General features: G+C 62.0%; 23 protein-coding genes. 6 read left to right on the top strand and 17 right to left on the bottom strand.

The window, feature by feature from the left end; all coding sequences use genetic code 11:
• Nucleotides 1-41: 41 nt before the first annotated feature.
• Nucleotides 42-398: a 50S ribosomal protein L20 gene (gene rplT, locus ATE48_RS06175; protein WP_066768997.1), complete on the bottom strand. Its 357-nt coding sequence runs from the start codon at nt 396-398 to the stop codon at nt 42-44.
• 18 nt (nt 399-416) lie between these two features.
• A complete protein-coding gene (gene rpmI, locus ATE48_RS06180; protein WP_066768998.1) occupies nt 417-620 on the bottom strand; it encodes a 50S ribosomal protein L35 in 204 nt (67 codons plus the stop codon).
• 212 nt (nt 621-832) lie between these two features.
• On the opposite strand from rpmI, the gene ATE48_RS06185 reads away from it, so the two are divergent.
• Entirely contained in the window at nt 833-1,258 is a 426-nt protein-coding gene (locus tag ATE48_RS06185; RefSeq protein ID WP_066769000.1) for a hypothetical protein, read from the top strand.
• Here the strand turns inward: ATE48_RS06185 and ATE48_RS19680 are convergent.
• From ATE48_RS19680 to ATE48_RS06205, 4 genes are all read right to left on the bottom strand, one after another.
• A complete protein-coding gene (locus ATE48_RS19680; protein ID WP_156767624.1) occupies nt 1,255-1,689 on the bottom strand; it encodes a hypothetical protein in 435 nt (144 codons plus the stop codon). The two genes, ATE48_RS06185 and ATE48_RS19680, sit on opposite strands and share 4 nt — an antisense overlap.
• A 59-nt stretch (nt 1,690-1,748) precedes the next feature.
• Nucleotides 1,749-2,294, bottom strand: a complete 546-nt coding sequence (infC, locus tag ATE48_RS06195; protein ID WP_083197188.1) for a translation initiation factor IF-3 — start codon at nt 2,292-2,294, stop codon at nt 1,749-1,751.
• A 96-nt stretch (nt 2,295-2,390) separates the two neighbouring features.
• Nucleotides 2,391-3,404, bottom strand: a complete 1,014-nt coding sequence (locus tag ATE48_RS06200; protein WP_066769002.1) for a glycosyltransferase family 9 protein — start codon at nt 3,402-3,404, stop codon at nt 2,391-2,393.
• Between the two features lie 10 nt (nt 3,405-3,414).
• Complete coding sequence (locus tag ATE48_RS06205; protein WP_083197189.1) at nt 3,415-4,695, bottom strand: glycosyltransferase family 4 protein; 1,281 nt, start codon at nt 4,693-4,695, stop codon at nt 3,415-3,417.
• A 56-nt stretch (nt 4,696-4,751) separates the two neighbouring features.
• On the opposite strand from ATE48_RS06205, the gene ATE48_RS06210 reads away from it, so the two are divergent.
• The 3 genes from ATE48_RS06210 (at nt 4,752) to ATE48_RS06220 (ending at nt 6,724) form a co-directional block, all read left to right on the top strand.
• Nucleotides 4,752-5,513: an alpha/beta hydrolase gene (locus ATE48_RS06210; protein WP_066769003.1), complete on the top strand. Its 762-nt coding sequence runs from the start codon at nt 4,752-4,754 to the stop codon at nt 5,511-5,513.
• A 79-nt stretch (nt 5,514-5,592) separates the two neighbouring features.
• A complete protein-coding gene (locus tag ATE48_RS06215; protein ID WP_066769004.1) occupies nt 5,593-6,264 on the top strand; it encodes a tetratricopeptide repeat protein in 672 nt (223 codons plus the stop codon).
• 79 nt (nt 6,265-6,343) lie between these two features.
• Complete coding sequence (locus ATE48_RS06220) at nt 6,344-6,724, top strand: YaaI family protein (protein WP_156767625.1); 381 nt, start codon at nt 6,344-6,346, stop codon at nt 6,722-6,724.
• Nucleotides 6,725-6,730: 6 nt separating this feature from the next.
• On the opposite strand, the gene ATE48_RS06225 is transcribed toward ATE48_RS06220, so the two are convergent.
• The 9 genes from ATE48_RS06225 to ATE48_RS06265 all read right to left on the bottom strand — a co-directional run bounded on the left by ATE48_RS06225 (nt 6,731) and on the right by ATE48_RS06265 (nt 18,953).
• Nucleotides 6,731-7,240, bottom strand: a complete 510-nt coding sequence (locus ATE48_RS06225; RefSeq protein ID WP_066769009.1) for a DUF3828 domain-containing protein — start codon at nt 7,238-7,240, stop codon at nt 6,731-6,733.
• 53 nt (nt 7,241-7,293) lie between these two features.
• Entirely contained in the window at nt 7,294-7,800 is a 507-nt protein-coding gene (locus ATE48_RS06230) for a rhodanese-like domain-containing protein (RefSeq protein WP_066769012.1), read from the bottom strand.
• Between the two features lie 87 nt (nt 7,801-7,887).
• Complete coding sequence (locus ATE48_RS06235; protein ID WP_156767626.1) at nt 7,888-8,163, bottom strand: hypothetical protein; 276 nt, start codon at nt 8,161-8,163, stop codon at nt 7,888-7,890.
• A 98-nt stretch (nt 8,164-8,261) separates the two neighbouring features.
• Nucleotides 8,262-9,287, bottom strand: a complete 1,026-nt coding sequence (locus ATE48_RS06240; RefSeq protein ID WP_066769016.1) for an SPFH domain-containing protein — start codon at nt 9,285-9,287, stop codon at nt 8,262-8,264.
• Between the two features lie 83 nt (nt 9,288-9,370).
• The gene (mtgA, locus tag ATE48_RS20405) at nt 9,371-10,099 is read right to left on the bottom strand and encodes a monofunctional biosynthetic peptidoglycan transglycosylase (protein ID WP_066774655.1); all 729 of its coding nucleotides are present in this window, start codon (nt 10,097-10,099) and stop codon (nt 9,371-9,373) included.
• Between the two features lie 539 nt (nt 10,100-10,638).
• A complete protein-coding gene (gene queG / locus ATE48_RS06250) occupies nt 10,639-11,775 on the bottom strand; it encodes a tRNA epoxyqueuosine(34) reductase QueG (RefSeq protein ID WP_066769019.1) in 1,137 nt (378 codons plus the stop codon).
• A gap of 56 nt (nt 11,776-11,831) precedes the next feature.
• A complete protein-coding gene (locus ATE48_RS06255) occupies nt 11,832-12,914 on the bottom strand; it encodes a hypothetical protein (protein ID WP_156767627.1) in 1,083 nt (360 codons plus the stop codon).
• Between the two features lie 85 nt (nt 12,915-12,999).
• Nucleotides 13,000-17,544, bottom strand: a complete 4,545-nt coding sequence (gene gltB, locus ATE48_RS06260; RefSeq protein ID WP_066769029.1) for a glutamate synthase large subunit — start codon at nt 17,542-17,544, stop codon at nt 13,000-13,002.
• Nucleotides 17,541-18,953 (bottom strand): NAD(P)-dependent oxidoreductase, encoded by a 1,413-nt coding sequence (locus tag ATE48_RS06265; RefSeq protein WP_066769030.1) that lies wholly within the window; start codon nt 18,951-18,953, stop codon nt 17,541-17,543. The genes gltB and ATE48_RS06265 overlap by 4 nt, the downstream gene beginning before the upstream one ends.
• A 169-nt stretch (nt 18,954-19,122) precedes the next feature.
• Here ATE48_RS06265 and ATE48_RS06270 point away from each other — a divergent pair, with 169 nt between their 5' ends.
• Both ATE48_RS06270 and ATE48_RS06275 read left to right on the top strand, forming a co-directional pair.
• Nucleotides 19,123-19,932 carry an undecaprenyl-diphosphate phosphatase gene (locus ATE48_RS06270; RefSeq protein ID WP_066769032.1) on the top strand — a complete coding sequence of 270 codons (810 nt, stop codon included), beginning with the start codon at nt 19,123-19,125 and terminating at the stop codon, nt 19,930-19,932.
• Nucleotides 19,929-20,384, top strand: coding sequence for a DUF488 domain-containing protein (locus tag ATE48_RS06275; RefSeq protein ID WP_228126814.1), 456 nt, complete (start codon nt 19,929-19,931; stop codon nt 20,382-20,384). Before ATE48_RS06270 ends, ATE48_RS06275 begins: the two co-directional genes overlap by 4 nt.
• Here the strand turns inward: ATE48_RS06275 and ATE48_RS06280 are convergent.
• Nucleotides 20,350-21,045: a hypothetical protein gene (locus ATE48_RS06280; protein ID WP_156767628.1), complete on the bottom strand. Its 696-nt coding sequence runs from the start codon at nt 21,043-21,045 to the stop codon at nt 20,350-20,352. The two genes, ATE48_RS06275 and ATE48_RS06280, sit on opposite strands and share 35 nt — an antisense overlap.
• On the bottom strand, nt 21,042-22,022 hold the full coding sequence (locus ATE48_RS06285) for a complex I NDUFA9 subunit family protein (protein ID WP_066774657.1): 981 nt from the start codon (nt 22,020-22,022) through the stop codon (nt 21,042-21,044). Before ATE48_RS06285 ends, ATE48_RS06280 begins: the two co-directional genes overlap by 4 nt.
• Nucleotides 22,023-22,231: the final 209 nt, after the last annotated feature.

Raw genomic sequence — 22,231 nt, forward strand, 5'->3', positions numbered from 1 at the left:
TCGCTGCCCTCGCCCGTTCGATACCGTGGTCAGCTCGCAGCTTACTTCAGCGCGCCTTGCGCTTGGGCGATCAGGCCCTTGAAGGCTTCCGGCTCGTGCATGGCGATGTCGGCCATAACCTTGCGGTCGAGCGTGATGCCAGCCTTTGCCAGACCCGCGATAAATCGCGAGTAGGTGAGACCCTCTTCGCGCACTGCCGCGTTGATGCGCACGATCCAGAGCGAACGGAAGCTGCGCTTCTTGGCCTTGCGGTCGCGGTAGGCATAAAGACCAGCCTTCTCGACAGCGGCGTTCGCCGTGCGGAAGGTGTTCGAGCGACGGCCATAATAGCCTTTCGCCTTCTTCAGAACTTTCTTGTGACGGGCGTGCGCGGTGACGCCCCCTTTTACGCGTGCCATGCTCAGTGCTCCGTCAGATCAATCGAGGCCGTACGGGATCCAGAGCTTGATGCGCTTTGCATCGGGCTCGGCGATCGTCGACGTTCCGCGGTTTTGACGAATGTACTTGGCGTTGTGGCTGATCAGGCGGTGGCGCTTACCGGCGGGGCCGGCCTTCACCTTACCTGAGGCCGTGAGCTTGAAGCGCTTTTTCACGCCGCTCTTAGTCTTCAGTTTCGGCATTTCATCCTCTTTTGGATCGGGCGTGGGCCGAAACCCACGCAAAAAGGGTCGCCACGGCATGCCGTACAGGCCGGGCCACCCAAGAAGGCGGGGCTGATAGCATGGGGGTCCGAGCGCCGCAATGGGGCCACGGGGCATTGAAAGGCCGACATTTGGGCTCCCAGCCCGGGCCCGACAGGGTTAAGCTAACCCCCAAGTGGGAGCGGACGGAAATGGTGCGGCAACCGACTAGCCTGGCCGAGGCCAAAGAGATCTTCGTCGAGGAAAAGAACAAGGTCACCGGCTCGCTCCAGGCGCTCGCGGGCTCGCGCTGGCTGATGGCCATCCTGGCGACCCTGGTGATCGCGTTTGGGACGCACTTGGCCTTCGCGCCGTCACGGCTGCCGGCAGTGGGCGGCGTCAGTTTGGCCGCCGTTGGCTTGCCGCCAAATGTGGATTTCGGCTTCGCCGGCGATCAGGCCAAGCAGGCGGCCGAGGCGGCGGCGAATTCACAGGCCCGCACACGCGCTGAGGAATTCGTCGCGGCAAACGCCGAGCGGATTCCGATCTTCAACGCCGTAGCGTTCGGCGTCGCGCTGCTGGCGCTGTTCGGCAACATGTACATCATGACCAAGCGGCGGCCCTACTCGCGCGGTTAAGCGCGGCGGAAACCGAAGCGGTACAGCGGCTTGGCGCCTTCCGGCCAATCGGTCCACGGACCAGGCGAAATCGCAACCAGCGATACCGAACCGTGCGGCGTCTGCACCACGCCGCCATCGTCGGTGATCTCGCGCTCGCCCAATCCTTCGATGTTCACGCGCAAGCGCAAGCGGCCGGCCCAAACGCAGCGTGCGTTTTGGGGACAGCGGCTATCTTCCCGCACTTCAAGGGGACGAACGCGCAAACCCTGGCCGAGATCGGCGGTCTGATTGATCGCAGCGATAACCACGCCCTGCTCATGCAGAGCGGCTTCACGCTGAGCGAGATCTTCTTGAATGTGTTGTGGCAGTGGCGTTTGCGGGCCTGCGCCACCGCCTGCCGGTGAGGCGCAAGCAGCCAAGGCAAACGCCGCAAACAAAATAGCGCGCATAGGCACGACACTCCTTCGATTGCGGCGATCTAAACGCCTTCAGCCTGAACCGCAGCTGATTAAGCGCGCGGCGCCATCACCATGACGACCTGACGGCCCTCAAAGCGCGGCTCATGCTCAACCTTGGCGATGCCATCGAGTTCCTGGCGCATGCGCTCCAGGAGATCCATGCCGAGATTGGTGTGCTGCATTTCGCGGCCACGGAAGCGCAGGGTGACCTTCACCTTGTCGCCCTCTTCGAAGAAGCGATGGATGGCCTTCATCTTCACTTCGTAGTCGTGGTCGTCGATGTTCGGGCGAACCTTGATTTCCTTCAGTTCGACCCGCTTGGCCTTCTTACGCGTTTCGGCCTTCTTCTTCTGCTCCTCGAACCGGAACTTGCCGTAGTCGAGAATCTTGCAGACTGGAGGGACGGAATTCGGCGCTACCTCGACAAGGTCGAGGCCTGCTTCACGGGCCGCATCGAGCGCTGCCGAGATCGGCATCTCACCCTGCTTTTCCCCATCTGCATCGATGAGGAGCACGCGCGGCGTTCCGCGGATATCCTCATTCACCCGCGGCCCGTCCTTCGAGGGGGGCGGCGCGGCATACGGACGTCTGGCTATCGGGCATTCTCCTGTAGCTGTTGATAAAACGCATGAGCGCCGCGCCCTCTCGGGCGCGGACTCAGGCTCTGAATATTGCTTGTCAAAGGCTCCGCATCAAGCGGTAGCGGCTTGGCGATAGACGCCGCAATTTTTCAATTGGCGGTCAACCTGGTCGACCGGGAGGTCCGCGATCACGGCGGCGGTGAATTCCACCACCCCGCTACGGCCCCGAGGCGCCGATGGAGCGCCCTTTACCGTCGAGGACAGAAAGACGAGGCATGGCGCGCCGGCGGCGGCCACCACATGCATCAGATCGACGTCATCGCCCACCGCAAATGAGGCCCGCTCAGCGAGGCCGATGCTCTGGAAGAGATCTGGACGCGTGACGAGGTTCTTGGCGCGCGGTTCCGCCTTGGCAATAGCGGCGCCGATCGGGCGCTCCTCAATCCCGCCGAGGATCACCGGCGTGACGCCATTGGAGGCGATGCGCTGGGCAAGCTCGATGTATTTGGCTTGCGGCCAGCGACGGTGCGGCTCGGCGTCCGAGCCGCGCGGCAGCAGCAGAACGTAACGGCCACGAATGCCGAAAAATTCCGGCTGCAGGCTCGGCGCATCGCGCATCGTGGCACGCAGCCATCCCAGCTCTGGCATCAGCGGCTCAGCGCCAAGACCAGCGCCAGCGAGCTGCGCGCCGAAGCGATCAAGCGGATGAAGATGAACGCGCTCTGGATCGAGATACGCGTGGCTCGCGCCTGCGATCGGCCCTGACCATTTCGGCGGCCAAGGACGCAGGCCTTGGAAGTAGTTGTTGGTGCGGCTCGATCCTTCCAGATCGTAAACCATGTCGTACTTCGCGCCGCGCAGACGCTTGATCAGCGCGGTGATTGCTTGGGGCTCAGTCGGTTTGCCGTCGGCCTCGACCGCATCGAAATACGGCGCCTTCTCAGCGAGGTCTTTTGTGGCCTCGGTGGTCAGCAGCGTGATGCGCGCGCCAACGTGTTGCTCGCGAATACGCTTGGCCGCCGCGAGCGCTTGGATGAACGAGGAGGTGCCGCCGAGCTGGATCACCAGCACGCGCTTGGCGCTTGTATCGCCATCGACCTCAGCAGCTGGCTTGCGCCAGATCATTCAACTTCTCCTAGAGCACCGGTTGTCCCGGCGACTTCGCCACTTTGCGGGATTCGGCTTGGCGCAAAACCCGTTCGTAAACAGCTAATGTGGCCGATTGCAGGGCAAGTTTTGAATAAAGCGCCTTCACGCGCTCCTGCCCGTTTCGTCCCATTTCAGCGCGTTTTTCCGCTCCCGCATCGATCATTCGTTCTATTGCGCCACAGAGCGGGGCAGCCGCGCCCGCCGGCACCAGAAATCCGGTTTGACCTTCAACGACCGTTTCGGTGTAGCCACCAAGATTGGAGGCAATCACCGGAACACCCATCGCTTCAGCTTCAACCGCGCCACGTCCGAACGCTTCCGGCTCGATGACGGGAAACACCGCCATATCGCAAGCCGCAAACGCCAAAGGCATCTGCCTCAGGTGACCGACCATCGCCACCACGTCTTGCAGTCCGCCGGCTTTAATCGCGGAAAGCATTTCCTGGCTGTAAGCGCGACGCCCCTGATCATCGCCTGCGATGATGAATTTCACGGCGTTTGGGCGCCGTTCGTTCAGCAGACGCGCAGCCTCGATCAGGATCGTCTGACCTTTCCAGCGCGTAAGACGCGCGGGAACAAAAACCACGCATTGATCCGGTTTTACGCGCCATTCCGCGCGCAACGCGGCGATGGATTGGGGGGCAATTTTGCCGCTATCAAACACCGCAAGATCAACACCACGCGGAATTGCGGTGACGCGCTCGGGCATGACATCGTGGTGCGCGAGCACGTGCTCGCGGGTGAATTCAGAGTTGGCGATGATCGCATCGCCCCGCGCCATCACCGAATTGTAGAAAGCTTTCAGTGGCGACTTGGCGTTGTAAATGCCGTGATAGGTCGTGACGAACGGCACCTTCGCCATGCGCGCCGCGAACAATGCGCTCCAGCCCGGCGCGCGCGAACGCGCATGAATGATCTGCACCTTACGTTTGCGCGCGATCTCCGCGAGCTTGAACGCGTTGGCGATCATCGTGATTGGGTTTTTGGAATGCGCCGGAATGCGGATCAATTCGCCGCCGGCCGTCTTGAGGTCCGGCTCAAGACGACCGCCGGCGGCAGCGACCAAAGCGAGCCCCCCGGCGCGGCTGATCGCTTCGGCTATTTCAAGCGTAGTCCGTTCGACCCCGCCAGCGTTGAGCTCAGGGGTAACTTGCAGAACCGTCAGGTTGTGACCTTCTTGCAATGCTGTCCGTTGCCCGATTTTCCCGCCGGTTTGGCTAAACCGATGTTTGATAACGATTTTGGCTAATAAGGCGCTCAGATTCATTAAACGCGCGTTATTGAGTGAGCTTCGTTCACCCGCGCTTAGCCCGGAGTAGAGCGATGGCCTTCGGCCAAATCGAGGCTCTTGAGCACCTAGGTGTGCAGATCGCCTTCGAGCGGGTGGAAGGCGCGGCGCCGACCTTCGTCTGGCTCGGCGGCTTCAAGTCCGACATGGCCGGCACAAAGGCGCAGACCTTGGCGGAATGGGCTCGCGAGCACGGCCAAGCCTTCGTGCGATTTGATTATTCTGGTCATGGCGTGTCGGGCGGCAGGTTCGAAGACGGCACGATATCGCGCTGGCTCAGCGACACGCTGGCTGTTCTGGATCAGCGCACATGCGGCCCGCTCGTGCTCGTCGGCTCATCGATGGGCGGGTGGCTGGCGCTGCTTGCCGCGCGCGCCCGGCCAGAACGCGTGAAGGGCCTGCTGCTGATCGCCCCTGCCGCAGATTTCACAGAAAAGCTCATCTGGCCGAGCTTTTCGGCCAAGCAACAGCGTCAGCTGTTGGCTTGCGGGCGGCTCGAATTGCCCTCCCAATACGCGCCCGAGCCCAACGTCATCACCCGCGATCTGATCGAGGACGGCCGCAAACACCTGATCATGGGCGCACCGATCTCGTTCGACGGCCCCTGCTACATCTTGCAGGGGCAGGCCGATCCGGATGTCCCCCCCGGCCACGTGCTCGCACTCAATGATCTTATCCGCTCGGATAACAAGCGGATCGATCTCATCAAGGACGGCGACCATAGGCTCTCACGTCCCGCCGACCTGGCGCGGCTGGTCGAGCGCGCCTCCATGATCGCCAACCAGCTCGCGCGCTGAGCGAACGCCTTGGAATTGGCCGCCCTTTGGGGCATCGGTGAAGCGTCCTGAGGGGGACGAGACGGGGAGTTCCTGGTTCATGTCGATTGTCGCCGCCTTAATCGTGCCTCTCGCCTTGGCGCAGTCCGCCGCCGCACCCACCGGTGCGATCGGCGAACGCTTTGCGCAGTGCCTGGCGCTGATCGAAGAAAATCCGGTGCGCGCCTACGAAGAAGGCATGGCCTGGGCGGGGGAAGCTCAGTCGGTGCACGCTTATCGCTGCGCGGCCATGGCGCTGATTGCGCAAAACCGCTTCGACGAAGGCGCACGGCGTCTGCAATCGCTGGCAAGCGCGGTGAATCCGGAAAACACCGGCCTCCGCGCCGAGCTCTGGTCGCAAGCTGGCAATGCTTGGCTGCTTGGCCGCGAGCCAGGCCAGGCACGCAGCAATTTCACCCGCGCGATTACGGCCGTTGGCAACGATCCGGGGCAATTGCCGGACTTGTTGATCGACCGCGCGCGCGCCTACGCGATGGAGCGCGACTGGCGCCCCGCAGAGGAAGATCTCTCACGTGCGCTCGATATCCGGCCGAACGATCCGCTGGCGCTGCGTTTACGCGCGGCGTCACGGATGAACCAGCGTTCGTACGAACTTGCAGAAGCGGACGCGCGCGCAGCGATCCGGATCGAGCCTGGCAACGAAGAGAACACGCTCGTCCTCGGCGATATCCGCGAGAGCATCCGCACCGGCACGCCGTTCGAACGTAATTGACGTTTCGCATTTTCCGCGACGGGAAATGCCCTCACAGCCGTTAGAGTGGTTGTGAGGGTCCCATCGCTGGGAGGCGAACGTGAATTTGAAAGCTATTCTTGCAGGCGCATTGGTCATGGTGGCGGCATGCGCAACGCCCGCTGGGGCGTGGACGCAAATCGGCGCCCGCGACGTGCGCGACCGAACCGATCGTGACGTGATCGTCGTCGAGGGTCCGCGCCAATTCGAGCGGATCAAGCTCTGCGTCTATCGCAACCCAGTGCATTTCTACGATGTCGACGTGTTCTATCGAAACGGCGGCCACCAAGACGTTTCAGTGCGCGCCCGCATAAACCCAGGCGAATGCACGCGCGTCATCGATCTTAACGGCGACGATCGCAACATCACGCGCGTTGCGCTCGTCTACGAAGAGACCAGCTTCCGCCGCCGTTCGGCGACGGTGCGCCTGTTCGCGGAGTAACCTAGCTTAAGGGACGATGGCATCCGCGTTCGGGGCCGCCGCGATCTGGCGCAAATCCCAGCCTTCGCCGCGGATGTTGTCGACCTTCCAGCGATCATCTTCCCAGATGAGATCGTAGACGATGTCGGTGCGCGCGCCGGCGTTGTTGAAGCTCGCGCGCACGACGGCGTGGCTCCCTTCGGAAATCGCTTCGTTCTGCACATTGAGATCGCTGAGCTGATAGTCTTGCGCACCGATCACAGGATCGAAGTCGAGGATCGGTTCATTGATCTGTTCGGAACGCCGCGTCATCGCTTCCAGCAAGGTCCAAAGACTGTTCGACCATGGCGCTTGCTCGCGGAAATCGGGGAACTGCGCATCCGGCGTCATGTAGCGATCATAGAGCGGGCGAAGAACGCCTGCCGGATCGGTCACGGCGCGGGCGCGGCCGGCGGTTTCGGTATTTTCGGCTGCGGGCGGCGTGCAAGCGGCCAACGCGGCCGCGCTCAATGCCAGAACCAATTCACGTCGACGCATCCCCGCCTCCTATTTCGGCGGAACTAAGCGCAAAGCCACGCATGGCGCTAGAACTAACTGCGCACCCAGCCCACGGCAGGATCGTTGAAGTCAACAACGTCGCCGAGTTCGTAGACGTTGCGATAGCCGTAGCCGTAAAGATTGATGAAGGTCTGAATATTGAGCGCGAGTTCGACGCGCTTCAAGATGACGGGTCGCGCGTTGTTTGAGAAGTTATTGTTGCAATAGATCAAGATGCGCACGTTCGGATCGCGCAACGCTGTGCGTAGGCTCTGATCGGTGAAATCGGTGAACGGCAAATTGATCGCGCCGCCAATGTGCCCCTCGGTGTAGGCGGCGCTGGATCGCGCATCGAGAACGATGGTGTTGGGTTCGCGCGCCATGCGTTGGAAGTCAGCGAGCGTGACGAGCCGATTGTCGCGATAGGCCTCAACTTCGCGCGTCAAATCGCGAAAGCCGGAATAATTGATCTGCGCAGACGTGTTGGCTTGCGGCTCTTCCTGCGCGAGCGCGCTGGCGGACATCAAGCCTACGGCGAACGCGAGCACCACTGCACGCATGACACCTCTCCCTCCGGAGAGGCTATGCGCGTTCTTGAACGCGAGACGCCTCCCCCATTCATGGGAGCAAGCGCAGGATTTGGGTTCTTATTGCGGCGTACTGTTGATCATCGCGAGGAGATAAGGCGCACCGACAGTCAAGAAGCCGCCGATCAACAAACCCACCGGCATGCCCATGAGCGCGCCGACATAGCCGTTGCCGAGCCGCTCGCCCCAATCGAGCCCACGACCGCCGAGGCGAATGAGAAAGCCGACACCGGCGCCGATAAGCCCGCCCATGCCGCCGTAATTCCAGCCCAGCACACAGAGCACAATCATGCCCGCGAACGCCGCGAGGGCGAGCAATAGCCTCAGTCCGTTCAAGCAGGATCACTCCCTCGCAAGACGCAGCTGGCGTCCTTTGCGACTCTCTTGGCGCGTGTCCCGGTAGGGACGCAAGCCTCAGAGGCGCCGCAGCCGCCCTAGATGCGCTGTTCTGGCGGGTGTGCGCCGCCATTTGGGACCGGACCGGGCGTCGGCGCCACACGCCGCGCCAGCGCATCACGCTGGGCGGTCGCGCCAATGAGGCCGAGTTCTTGCGGGGTCAAGACCATCAATTGGCCAGACGCGGCGAGCGCCTCGGCGATGTTCTGACGGGTTTGCATGTCCATGACCGCGAGCAACGCAGCGAGCGCGGCGGGATCACGGTTCTTGAACACGTCGGCCAGTTGATCGATCTGCTGGGGCCGGAGCGAGAGCACGCCGGCGGCGCGAGCAAGCGCGCGTGCAGCGGCGTGCTGCTCGGGCGTTGCGGTCGACGCAAGCGTGACTGCCCCAATAGCCGCCGGCAGCGCGCTAGCCGCAAACTCATCGGGCTGCGAATAGATGAAGTTCGCAGTGTGGAAGCGAACGCCGAGCGCCATGCCGGCTTCACCGGCTTCATCGCCCTCGGTTTCGTCGCGGCGCAAACGCTCGATGGCGCCGCGCTCGACGTCATTCAGTGACGCGCGCAATTCTTCGTCGTTGCGTTTGCCGATTTCTGCGCGGAACGCGCTTTGGATGCGGCTTTCCAACGCCAGCGAGAATTCTTGAATCTCATAGACGTGCTTCAGCAGCGCGCGGTTCAAGCTGAACTGCACACGCGCATCGACGATGACTTTGTGCGAGTCCGCGGTGACGGCTTCGAACGGCAACGGGGCGCAATAGTGCGGGCGAAGATTGATCGCGCCGGTGCGCGGATCCATCAGCTTCACGGTGCGGCGTCCGCCCGTCGTCGGATTGAGCGCGACGAATTCAATGTGCGGCGCCGTCGGCCCCTTCACGATCTGCTCGTCAAAATCCCAAAGCACCACCTTGCCTTCAAGCGCGCGACGAAAGCCGCGATCATCTTGAGTGATGTAGGTGCGATCGTAGCGGGCCTCGTAATAGCGCCGCACGATGTAAAAGATCAGCACAAGCAAGACGACGCTTACGAGTGCAGCGATAGTAATCATGAGCGCCAACGACATGGCGACCCCCGCTAATTGCAACAGCAGAACAAGCCTAGCCCAGTCGGGCGCCGCTTACAGCCCCCATGCGCGCATGACGCGAATTATCGACCGGCGTCCGGGCGATCCAGTTGCAGCACGCAGGCGCCAGCGCCGGACGTCCGGACTTCGCGCGCGCGCGCGACGATGGTTGAGGCGCGGCCGCGGACATAGGGGCCAGGATTATCGGCGCGCCAGCGGTTGGGGCTTGGAAGGACGGCGGCGAGACGGGCAGCTTGCAACGGCGTGAGATCGGCAGCCGAAACGCCAAAACGCGCGCGCGCCGCAGCCTCGATACCGAAATTGCCGTCGCCCCATTCAATGTTGTTCAGATACGCTTCCATCACGCGCCGCTTGGGCCACATGAACTCGATCAACGCTGTAAAGTAGGTCTCAAAGCCTTTTCGAACCCAGCCGCGATCGGGCCAGAGAAAGAGGTTCTTCGCCGTTTGCTGGCTGATGGTCGAGCCGCCGCGCAATGCACGGCCCCGGCGATTGGATTCAAGCGCATCTTGGATGGCTTCGATGTCGAAGCCGTCATGCGTGCAGAAATTTGCGTCCTCCGCGGCAATGACAGCACGCACGATGTGCGGCGACATGCGGTTCAGCGGCACTGGATAATGGCGAATGGTCTGGCCTTCCGCTGCGCGCTGCATCATCAGCACGGTCGATGGCGGATCGAAGAACAAATACGCCAGCGCCCATGTCACCGGTGCAAGCACGAAGGCGATGAAAAGCACGCTGATGCTGGTGATAAACAGGCCATAGCGCTTGCGGCGCTTTATGCGGCCCAAATCGAGATCAAGATTGCGTTTGGCGTCGCGACGGCGCTGGCGATCGCTGGCGCGAGGCGCCGGCTCCGGCATCGGAATTTCAGCTTCGCCGAACGGATACTCTTCCTGATCGAACACCGATTGCGACGGCGCGTCATAGGTGCGGTCAAGCTCTGCCAACGGCTCTTCGTGCAATATCTCAGCGGCAGCTTCGTGAATGCGCGGCGGCGGTTCTACGACGATTGGCGCCGGCGCCTCTTCGTACACAGGCGCAGGCGGCTCCGGCTCGGCATAAACCGTCTCATGGCGCGGCTCGTATGCTTCGAGGGGCTGAGCCGGTTCGACCGGTTCGGACGTGGGCGGTTCGTAAGCCTGGAGCGGCGCCGGTTCGGCCTCCGCCAACGGCTCCTCAGCGGCTCGCTCCGGCTCAGCGCTCGCCAAAAGGTGCTCGATTTCCGGTTCAGCTTCTTTAGGCAGCACTTCGGGCGCGGACGCTTCTTCAGCGCGCGCGTCTTCGGGCGTGGCTTCGCCTTGGTTCTTCGGCTCTTCCTCGTCCGGGTTCATGCGTCCCATTCCTTAGCCACGCTGCGATCGCCTTCGCGCGGCGCCTGGACCGATTTGAGGCGCTCGAATGCCTCGGCGTCAAGCAATCGCCGCGCCGCCCATACCGCCATACCACGCACAAGTGGGGATGAATCGCCGATTAGGCGCTCCGCGACCGGCGCTAAGGATACATCGTCACTATTACCGATGGCGCAAACGACATTACGCACGAAGCGATCACGGCCAGTTCGCTTAACGGGCGTACCGGCAAAACGGGTACGAAACGCCGCATCATCGAGCGCTGCGAGCTCACTCAGCGGCGCAATGCGCAGATCATCGCGCATCTCCAACCGCGCTTCGCGCGAGGTCTGCGCGAACTTATTCCAGGGACATACAGCGAGGCAGTCGTCACAGCCGAAGATGCGATTGGCGACGGCTTGACGAAATTCAAGCGGGATCTGGCCTTTGTGCTCGATCGTCAAATACGCTAAGCAACGGCGCGCATCGAGTTGATACGGCGCCGGAAATGCGTTGGTCGGGCAGACATCGAGGCACGCGCGGCACGAGCCGCAGTGATCTTCTTCGGGTGCATCTGCTTCGATATCGGCCGCGCTCAAAATCGCACCGAGGAAGAGCCATGAGCCATGCTCGCGCGACACAAGGTTGGTGTGCTTGCCTTGCCATCCGAGCCCTGCGCGCTGCGCGAGCGGCTTTTCCATCAGCGGCGCGGTATCGACGAAGACTTTGACGTCAGCGCCGGTGTCGCGCGCGAGCCATTGCGCGAGCTGCTTCAGCTTGCCTTTGACGACGTCATGGTAATCGCGCCGCGCCGCATAAGCAGAGACGAGACCTTTTTGCTTGAGCTGCAAGAGAGCGATCGCATCATCGGCGCTGGCATAACTCTGGCCGACAAGTATCGCGCATCTGGCGTCAGCCCAAAGCGCCTGCGGGTGCTCACGCGGATTTACCCCTTCGCGCCGCTGACCCAGCCAATCCATGTCGCCGTGACGGCCATCGGCGAGAAACTCATGCAGTCGCGCACCCGCCGGCCAGGGCTCACGCACCGAAGCGACGCCAATCGCGTCAAAGCCAAGCGATTGGGCCTGGCTCTGGATCTTGCCGCGAATAGAGCGGGGATTGTCGCTGGTCGTCACCCAGCAGCCATAGCCGGTGCGTTAGCGCGCGTCTCCCCGGCTCGCCACTCGGTAAGTTAGCGGCGCAGTTCCGCCCCGATCTGGGCGCGCTGCTCTTCGACCAGCGCAATCCGCTCAAGCAATGGGATCGCGATGTCCTCCTGGGCGCTCCAAGCCTCGGATACAACGCCACCGGCCTCGATCGCCGCCGCCGCCGTATCCAGCGTATCGGCAAGCTCCCGATAAAGACGCACGGTCTCGGGATACGTCTCAGTCATCTCAATGATGGTGCGTTGGAGGGTTTCCGCACCCGGCGGATAACGCATATCGCGTTGCTCGCGCAGCGTACGCTGCGCCTCCGTCTCCGTTCGAGCGAGCTTCGTTCTCATTTGCACTGCGGCGTCACGTAGGGTCTGCGCCACGATCATCGTATCGGTCTCCGGCGCTTCGAGCGCGCGAATGCCGTATTCGCCGAAGGCAGCCAAGCCTCGATAATATTCGATCGTCGCTTCCATCACGAAGCGATTGGGATGATCGGTCGCGACGGCGCGCGAAGCTGCGCGAATGCGTCTGCTATCGATCGAGATCAGTTGGAGATGCGAGGTGTAGATCGCGCGCAGGCGCGCCCCAACGGCGCGCTCGCGATTGTTGATGGCGTCCAACCCATAGGCAGCGAACGCGTCAAGCGAGGTGATAATCTCGTCGAGGACCAACGGCAGATCGTTTCTCGCCAAGACGAGCGCCGCTTCCAAATCCACGCCATCCGGCCCCATTGCGGCGAGCGACGGCGGCGGACGCAGAGCAACGGCCCGCTCACGCACCGCCTGCGCACGCGCGATCGAGGTCCGGCGCCAGGATTCCATTTGCTCGATTGCCTGGCGCTTACGAATGGAGCCCGCGCCCACAGCATCGAGGATCGCAGTGTATCCCTCGACTTGATCCATTAAGCGGCCTGCCTCACCGAGGATGCCACTATACTCAAGGCTCCACGCGCCCATCTCACCCAGCATCTGGCGCACTTCAGCGATGCTCGGTTCACCTGGTGCAGGCGCTTGGGCCGCGGGCGGGCGCGGCTGCGAACGATTGGAGGGGTCGTCAGCATGGGCCGGCTGAACCGCAAGCACCAACCCAGCAGCCACCACAGATATAAATCGCCGCATGATCTCACCCCCTTCATCACAGATGACGGCAGCTCAGCGGTGTTCGCAAGTGTGAAACCGAACGCAGGAGCGCAAGATGCTTGCGCTAGGCGGCCGCCGCTGAGGACGGCGCCGAGGTATCAGACAGCGCGTGCTTCAATCGCGGGACCATCTCGATCGGGCAGATTTGCCAGAACTTGCTGCGTGCAGCGTCCCAGTTCGCCAGGAATTCGGCAGCGCGCGCAGAGCCCGTGCGTTTGGCGTGTTCAGCGATCAGCGCTTTCAGCAGCTTTTCCCAATGTGCTGACGCGATGCGCCGCCAGACGATAGAATCGGGATTGGCGCGCTCGGCGAAACGGCCGTCCTCGTCATAGACGAAGGCCATGCCCCCCGACATGCCGGCGCCGAAATTGTCGCCCACCGCGCCGAGGATCGCGACCGTACCGCCGGTCATATACTCGCATGCATTGGCGCCCGCGCCCTCAACAACCGCCGTCGCGCCGGAATTGCGCACGCCAAAGCGTTCGCCCGCGAGGCCGGCGGCGAAGAGTTTGCCGCTCGTCGCGCCATAAAGACAGGTGTTGCCGATAATAGCGCCAGGCTCTTCGCCCTGCGGCGGCCGCAACGCGATCGCGCCGCCGCTGAGGCCCTTGCCGACATAATCGTTGGCGTCGCCTGTGACATCGAGTGCAATGCCTTGAACCAACCAAGCACCTAGGCTTTGCCCGCACGAACCATGCAGCTTCAAGGTGAGCTGGCCCTCCGGCAAAGCATCCTGCCCGACGCGGCGCACCACATGCGCCGACGCGCGCGCGCCAATGGCGCGTTGGGTGTTGCGCACATTGAAAACAAGTTGCTTCTTCTCACCGCGCTCGAAAAAGCCCGGCGCTTGATCGAGGAATTCGTGATCGAGTGCTTGCGGCGGCTCATTGCGGCCAAGCTGGGTGCAATAGCTCGGGTACGGACTATCGACCCGCACGAGCAGCGGGTTGAGATCAAGATCGTCCAGATGCTCGGAGCCACGACTGATCTGCTCGATGAGATCGGTGCGGCCGATAATGTCCTCAAGGCGGCGAAAGCCGATGAGCGCAAGGATCTCGCGCACTTCTTCCGCGATGAAGCTCATCAGATTGACGACTTTATCCGGCGTGCCGGTGAAGCGTTTGCGAAGCTCCTCATCCTGCGTGCAGACGCCAACGGGGCACGTATTGGAATGGCACTGGCGCACCATGAGACAGCCCATAGCGACAAGCGAAGCCGTGCCGATGCCGAACTCTTCGGCGCCAAGAATGGCGGCGACGATGATATCGCGCCCGGTGCGCAGGCCGCCATCAGTGCGCAGCCGCACGCGGTGGCGCAGATTGTTGAGCATCAAGGTTTGATGGGCTTCAGCGAGCCCCATTTCCCAGGGAATGCCGGCGTACTTGATGGACGTTTGCGGGCTGGCGCCGGTGCCGCCGACGTGCCCTGAAATAAGGATGGTGTCGGCGCCGGCTTTCGCGACGCCCGCCGCCACCGCCCCGATGCCGGACTGTGCGACCAATTTCACGCACACACGCGCGATCGGATTGATCTGCTTCAAATCATAGATGAGCTGCGCCAGATCTTCGATCGAGTAGATATCATGGTGCGGCGGCGGGCTGATCAGCATCACACCGGGCGTTGCATGCCGCAGGCGTGCGATAAGCTCTGTGACCTTGAAGCCAGGCAATTGGCCGCCCTCGCCGGGCTTTGCGCCCTGCGCGACCTTGATCTCGATTTCACGGCACTGATTTAGATATTCAGCCGTGACACCAAAGCGTCCCGACGCGATTTGCTTCACAGCGGAGTTTGCATCGTCACCGTTCGGCAACGGCTTATAACGCTCAGGATCTTCACCGCCTTCGCCGCTCACGCTGCGCGCGCCGATGCGGTTCATGGCGATATTGAGCGCGCCGTGCGCTTCAGGCGATAGCGCGCCCATGCTCATGCCGGGGGTCAAAAAGCGCTTGCGGATGTCGTTGACGCTCTCAACATCGCCGAGTGGCGCCGGATTGATCTTCTCTTCCCGCACTTCCAGCAAATCGCGCAACTGAATCGGTTGCTTCAAGCGGCGTTCGCGGATGAATTCGGAATATTTGCGGTAGGCTTTGTAGTCGCCGGTATCGCACGCGCGTTGCAATTGGTGGATCGAGTTCGCTTCCAGCGCGTGGCGCTCGCCGCGCGCACGATAACGATATTGTCCGCCGACTGGCAGCGCACTCAGCGTTTCATCAAAGGCGCGGGCGTGTTGATCCGCCGCTTCGAGAGCAAGGCCGGAAAGTCCTATGCCGGAGATGCGGCTGGTGAGACCCGGGAAGAACTCGTCGACCAGAGCGCGCGAAAGCCCGATCGCTTCGAAGTTCAGACCGCCGCGATAAGATGAGATCACCGAGATTCCCATCTTCGACATGATCTTCAGCAGGCCAGCTTCGAGCGCGGCGCGGTAGTTCGAAGCCGCCTGCTCGCGCGTGGCCTTGCCTGCAAGGCCACGCGCTGCGCGATCGGCGATCGTGTCGAGTGCAAGATACGGATTCACAGTCGTTGCGCCGCAGCCGATGAGCACCGCCGCGTAGTGTGGATCGACGCACTCGGCGGCGCGGATCGTCAACGAACAATAGGTGCGCAGTCCTTTGGCGACGAGATGCGAGTGCACGGCGCTGACCGCAAGGATCATCGGGCAAGCAATGCGATCTGGGCCTTGCGCTTCATCGCTCAGCACGACGTGCGAGCGCTTATAGAACTGGACCGCCTGCTCGGCTTCGGCGCGAATGCGCGTGAGCGCTTTGCGGAGCGCCGCGCCCGCATCTTCACCCGGATCGGGCACAGGGAACGTGCAATCGATCCGCGCCACGTCATCGCGCATTTCGCGCATCATGCGCGCGAACATGCCGTTGGTGAGGATCGGGCTCGAAAGCACATAGACCCGAGACTGGGTTTCGTCTTGCGCCAGGATGTTGCCCAAATTTTTGAAACGCGTCGTCAGCGTCATCACCCGGCCTTCCCGCAACGGGTCGATCGGCGGGTTCGTGACTTGGCTGAAGTTCTGACGGAAATAATGCGAGAGCGAACGGTTCTGCTCGGACAGCACGGCGAGCGGCGCGTCATCGCCCATCGAACCGATCGCTTCCTTGCCCTCTTCCATCATCGGTTGGAGCAAGAGCTCGACATCTTCCATGGTGAAGCCGGCAGCGGTCTGCCGCTGCAGAAGCTCAGCGCGATCTGCAAAAAGCTGCGGCTCTTGACCCTCTAGCTTCTTATCGAGATCGACGACGTTATCGAGCCAGTCGCGATAGGGATGCTGCGCCGCGAGCGCGTCGACAAGCTCCTCATGCCGATAGAGCCTTCCATCATGGGTATCGACGCCAATCATCTGCCCGGCGCCGATGCGGCCACGCTCCAAGATCTTGCGATCATCGAGCGGACACATGCCCGCTTCCGAGCCAACGGCCAGCAATCCATCTTCCGTGCGCGCGTAACGCAGCGGACGCAAGCCGTTGCGGTCGAGCCCAGCGACGGCCCAACGTCCATCGAACATTGCAAGCGCAGCGGGGCCGTCCCACGGCTCCATCACGGCATTGCAATAGGCGTAGAGCGCGCGGTGCTCGGCCTTCATGGTGCGCGACTTGGCCCACGCTTCCGGCACAAGCAGCGATTTGGCCATTGGCGCGGCGCGTCCTGCGCGCACCAGAACCTCAAAGACGTTATCGAGCGCGGCGGAATCAGAGCCACCGGGCTGTATGATTGGCTTCACATATGAATCTGCATCGCCAAACGCGTCCGAGGCCATGGCGATTTCATGACTCTTCATCCAATTGACGTTGCCCTTCAGCGTGTTGATCTCGCCGTTATGGGCCAACATGCGGAACGGCTGCGCAAGGCGCCATTGCGGGAAGGTATTGGTCGAGTAGCGCTGGTGATAGATGGCGACCGACGACACGAAGCGATCGTCGCGCAGATCGGGATAGAACGTGTCGATCTGCGCCGCGAGGAACATGCCCTTATAGACAAGCCGCTTAGCTGAAAGCGAACAAACGTAGAGTTCTGTGATGTTGTCAGCCAGTGCGCGGCGCTCGATACGGCGCCGGCAGATATAAAGGTCGCGATCGACGATTTCCGCTGGGCGTCCCTGCGGATCGTGCATCAAAACCTGCTCGATCTCGGGGCGCGTTGCGTTCGCCTTTTCACCAATCTGGCTGATATTCACCGGCACTTGGCGCCAACCATAGAGTACAAAACCGGCGCGGATAATTTCGCTCTCAACAATCACGCGTGCGCGTTCCTGCGCGCCGAGATCGAGACGCGGCAGGAAAATTTGGCCAACAAAAATCCGGCCGTCCTTCGGCGTGTGACCCGTGCGCGTCACCGCCTCGCGCAAGAAATCCTGAGGCGCTTCGATGAGAATGCCCGCGCCATCGCCGGTCTTGCCGTCAGCATCGACGGCGCCGCGATGCCAGACCGCCTTCAGCGCCGCAATCGCCAGCGTGACGACGTCGCGCCTTTGTTTGCCGTCGATGGACACGACAAGGCCAACGCCGCACGCATCACGTTCGCTATCGGCGCGATAGAGCCCGTCGCGCTCGAGCTTTGCACGCTCGCGCTCATAGCGCGCGACTTCTTCGACACCGCTCATTGCGCCGCGACCTTGGCTTGCGATTGGATGTAGGCGTGCATCGCGTCAGCCGCGTCACGGCCCTCGCGGATCGCCCAGACGACGAGAGACGCGCCGCGAACGATATCACCAGCGGCGTACACGCCCGGTTCGCTTGTAGCAAAACTGAGCGGATCGGCCTTCACCGCGCCCCAGCGCATGAGATCGACACCCCAATCACTTAGATCCTCAGCGTCAAAACCAAGCGCCGCGATGATGAGATCGCCCGGCACCTCATAGGCGCTATCGGGTTGCTCCTGCGGCGTCTGACGCCCGCTTTCATCCGGCGGGCCTAGTTGCATACGAACCGCCTTCACCGCCGGCGATTTGCCGGCGCGCACCGATTTGGGCGCTGAGAGCCAATCGAAATCGACGCCCTCTTCTTCAGCGTGGCCAACCTCGCGCTGCGATCCTGGCATATTGGGTTTGTCGCGCCGATAGAGGCAGGTGACGCTCTTGGCGCCCTGGCGCCGCGCGGTACGCACGCAATCCATCGCCGTATCGCCGCCGCCGATCACCACGACCCGGCGATCCTTGGCGTTCAACGCACCGCTCGTAAATTCCGCCACCTCATCGCCCAGACCAACGCGATTTGCGGTGATGAGATAATCCAGCGCTTTCACAACGCTGCGGTCATTCGGCGCGTTAAGCGGCTTTGGCTTGTAAACGCCGGTCGCGATCAGCACCGCATCGTGTTTGGCGCGCAGCTCGGCAAAACTGATCGTCTCGCCGACATTGCAGTTCAACTCAAACTTCACACCCCCATCGATCAAGCGCCGAGCGCGACGCTCGACCACCTCTTTCTCCAGCTTGAAATTCGGAATGCCGTAGACGAGCAAACCACCGATGCGATCATGACGATCGTAAACAGTCACCTCGTAGCCGCGCTGACGCAGACGCTCGGCGCCTGCAAGACCGGCCGGCCCTGCGCCAATGACGCCAACGCTCTCGCTCCGCTCGGCGCGCGCCTTGATTGGCGCAACCCAACCTTCGCGCCATGCCGTGTCGGTAAGATACTTTTCGACCGCGCCGATCGTTACTGCACCGTGCGCGCTCTGCTCGATCACGCACGCGCCTTCGCACAAGCGGTCTTGCGGACAGATGCGGCCGCAGACTTCCGGCATAGGGTTGGTTGCAGCGGAGATTTCATAAGCTTCGCGCAGCCGCCCCTCAGCCGTGAGCTTCAGCCAATCAGGAATGTTGTTCTGCAGCGGACAATGCGTCTGACAGAATGGCACGCCACATTGCGCGCAACGCGAAGCCTGCTCGGTGGCCTTTTGCGCAATGAAATCCGCGTAGATCTCATGGAAATCGCCCGCGCGCGCCTCGGCCGCGCGTTTTTCAGGCATACTTTGCCCGATGGACACGAATTTCTGCATGCGTTCGGCCACGAACGCCCTCCAAACGGCGCAACGATGGGTTGATCCTTCCCTTTTGCCTGGATTCTTCGCAGGTGCAAGAGAAGCGCCTTTTCGGCACAGCTAAACACCCGCTTTTGCGCCTTCCAGGAGCGGGCGACACACTCCAAGGTCCACCCCGCACAAAACGGGGGCAGCACTCTTGGACCTACTCGATCTCGCGCGCGCAGCGGTGCTTGGCGTCCTGCAGGGTCTGACCGAGTTTTTGCCGGTCTCCTCGACCGGCCACCTGCTGATTTTCGGCAAGGCGATCGGCTACGAAGATCCGGGCGGCGTCTTTACCGTCATGATCCAGCTCGGCTCGATCCTGGCCGTGATGTGGCTTTATCGTCAGCGGATCATCGACGTCATCATCGGCCTTCCAACGAAACCCGAAGCGCGCCGATTTGCGCTCATGCTCTTGTTCGCATTTTTGCCCGCGGCCTGCATTGGGCTTCTCGCCAACAATTTCGTCCGCAACGAACTTTACGTGCGCCTCGATATCATCGCGATCGCGCTCATTCTCGGCGGCTTCGCCATGTTGGCGATCGAGAAATGGCCCCCGAAGGTTGAAGTCAAAGACGCGGCCGAGACGCCGATCTGGCGCGCAATCGGCGTAGGGGCGTTTCAAACACTGGCCTTGATCCCGGGCGTCTCGCGTTCGGGCGCCACGATTTTTGGCGGCCTCGCTCTCGGCTTGGATCGCCGCGCAGCAGCAGAATTTTCGTTCTTTCTCGCCATGCCGACGATGGTCGCGGCGTTCATCCTCGATTTCATCTCTGTGAAAGATCACATCACCACAGATCGCGTCGCAGAAATCGCGGTGGGCTTTGTATTCGCCTTCATCTCCGCACTGATCGTGGTGAAGCCGTTCCTCAACTTCGTCACCAAGGTGGGCTTTGGGCCCTTTGGATGGTATCGCATCGTCGCAGGCGCTGTTCTTCTCGGCATCGTGACCATGGGATGGTTGTGACGAAGCCCAAGCTTTACACGATCGGATACGAGAATGTCGGCCAAGCTGATTTCGTCGCCGCCCTCAAAGCGGCGAAGGTGAAAACACTCGTCGATGTGCGCGAAGTCGCAAACTCACGGCGCGCTGGATTTGCCAAGAAATCGCTCTCGGCGGCGCTCGACAAAGCCGGCATTACCTACATTCACATGAAGCCGCTCGGCACGCCAAAGGCTGGACGCGAAGCCGCGCGCAAAGGCGATGCCAAAACCATGTCGCGTATCTTCGAGGCAAAGCTGGTGGAGCCCGAAAGCCAGCTCGCGCTAGCCCAGACTGCGGACCTCGCAAAGCGCGGACGCACCTGCATCATGTGCTTGGAGCACGATTGGCGCGGCTGCCATCGCGCCATTGTTGCGGCGCACATCGAAGAAGAATTCGCCCTTAAGCCGGAGCACCTTTCGCCCGCGCCACGCTGACAATCGCGCTCACCAGCAGCGCGACCCACGCAACGGCAAAACCCGCGCTCATCACCGTCGATAAGGTCACGTGATCATACGCGGCGCCAGCCAAGCCAAACGGCGGCAACATCAGCACCGCGCCAAGCGTGTAGCGCTTCTTCTCCGAGACATAGCAAATGCCGGCGCAGAAGACGGCGTGCGCCGCCAAAAGCGCGAACTTCGACCAAGCCCCAAGCTGCGAATATTGCAGCAATGATGCGGGTGCATCGAGTGTTTGGGTCAGCGTCAGCAGCGTGATCGTTTCAAGATAGTCGGCGCCAGCAGCCATGAACGCCGCGCCAATTGCGACAATCACCAATGGCCGCCGCCAATCTGCGCCCGCGAGAAACAGCGCCGCGCAAATGCAGAACAGCGTGTAGGTGGGAATGAAGAGCCAAACATCGAGCTGATTGGCGCCATCCATCGCCGTCACAACGAGCGGACGGCAGGCGCTTTGCGGCTCACCGAATATCGCGATGAGATCGCTAAGGTTGCGCGCGAACTCAAATTGGATAACCGCGCCGCGTTGGAAACACGCACCGGCCGCCTGCACCGCCGGCAACATGCCAAACGCGATGGATATACCGAGCGTGGCAACGCCCGTGACGACGGTCGCGATCGCCCACAAGCGCGGGCTCAAGCGGGGTTCTGCTTGGTTTGGAACTGGCCGTAGGGGCGGAAGCGCCAGAGATAACTCGGCACAATCGCTTCAACACTCTCAAGCGGCGACACGCCAAGATCCGCGATCGTGCGCGCATTTGGGTCGGCGCCCACGACATTGTCCCGCCTCAGCAGCGTGACCTGATCGCCGGTTAGCGGCGGATTGGCGAACGGGATGAGCGCGAAAATCCAATTCAGCAAAAGCCCCATCGGATGCGCCAAGAAGAATGGCAGCGGCGCCAACGTACGCGGACGATCGATCTCGGCGGTGATGAACTGCAACAGCTGCTTGAACGTGTAGATGTTCGGCCCGCCAAGCTCATAGATGCGGCCCTGCGCTTCCGGACGCGACACCGCCTCCACGACAGCGTCAGCGACATCGCCGACAAAGATCGGTTGGAACTTCGACTTGCCGCCGCCGATCGACGGAAGGACGGGCATCATCGTCGCCATTTCAGCAAAGCGATTGAAGAACGAGTCTTCCGGACCGAACACGATCGAGGGACGCAGGATCGTCGCGGTGGACGCAGCTTCAAGAACCGCGCGCTCGCCGCGATACTTCGTGCGGGCGTAGCGCGCGCCCTTCGGCGCGGCGCCCAGAGCCGACATGTGCACGATGCGTTTGATGCCGCGGCGCGCAGCGGCTTCACCAATCGCTTGCGCGGCTTCGACGTGCAGCGTTTCAAAATTCTGCTTGCCGCTCTCGTACATGACGGCAACGAGATTCACGACAGCGTCAGCGTCTTCGAGCGCCGCGTCGATTGATTGGGGGAACCGCACATTCGCCTGCACGAGTTGCACTTGGCCCACATCACCCATCACGCGAAGTTCAGCGCCGAGGTGCGGACGGCGCATTGCTATGCGCACGCGGTAACCGCGCTTGGCGAGCGCGCGCACAACTTGTTTACCGATGAAGCCAGAGCCGCCGAAAACAACGACGAGATCACCAGCACTCATGAAGCACTCCATCAGCGTAGGTTCAGAGCTGAGCGCGATAGTCGCGGACTGAGGCTCGGAACTTTGTCGAGATGTGTCGCTATGAATGGTTCGACACAAATTGGCAACCGCCCGGGAACCAGGACGTCGCGACAGCTTGGCTCATGTTCCTGCGGAACGATGCTGACGCGGCGGATTTGAACAGTCGAAAGGCCCGTTAGAGGCTCAAA

It is taken from the genome of Candidatus Viadribacter manganicus (genome assembly GCF_001679665.1).
Classification (GTDB): Bacteria; Pseudomonadota; Alphaproteobacteria; order Caulobacterales; family Aquidulcibacteraceae; genus Vitreimonas; species Vitreimonas manganica.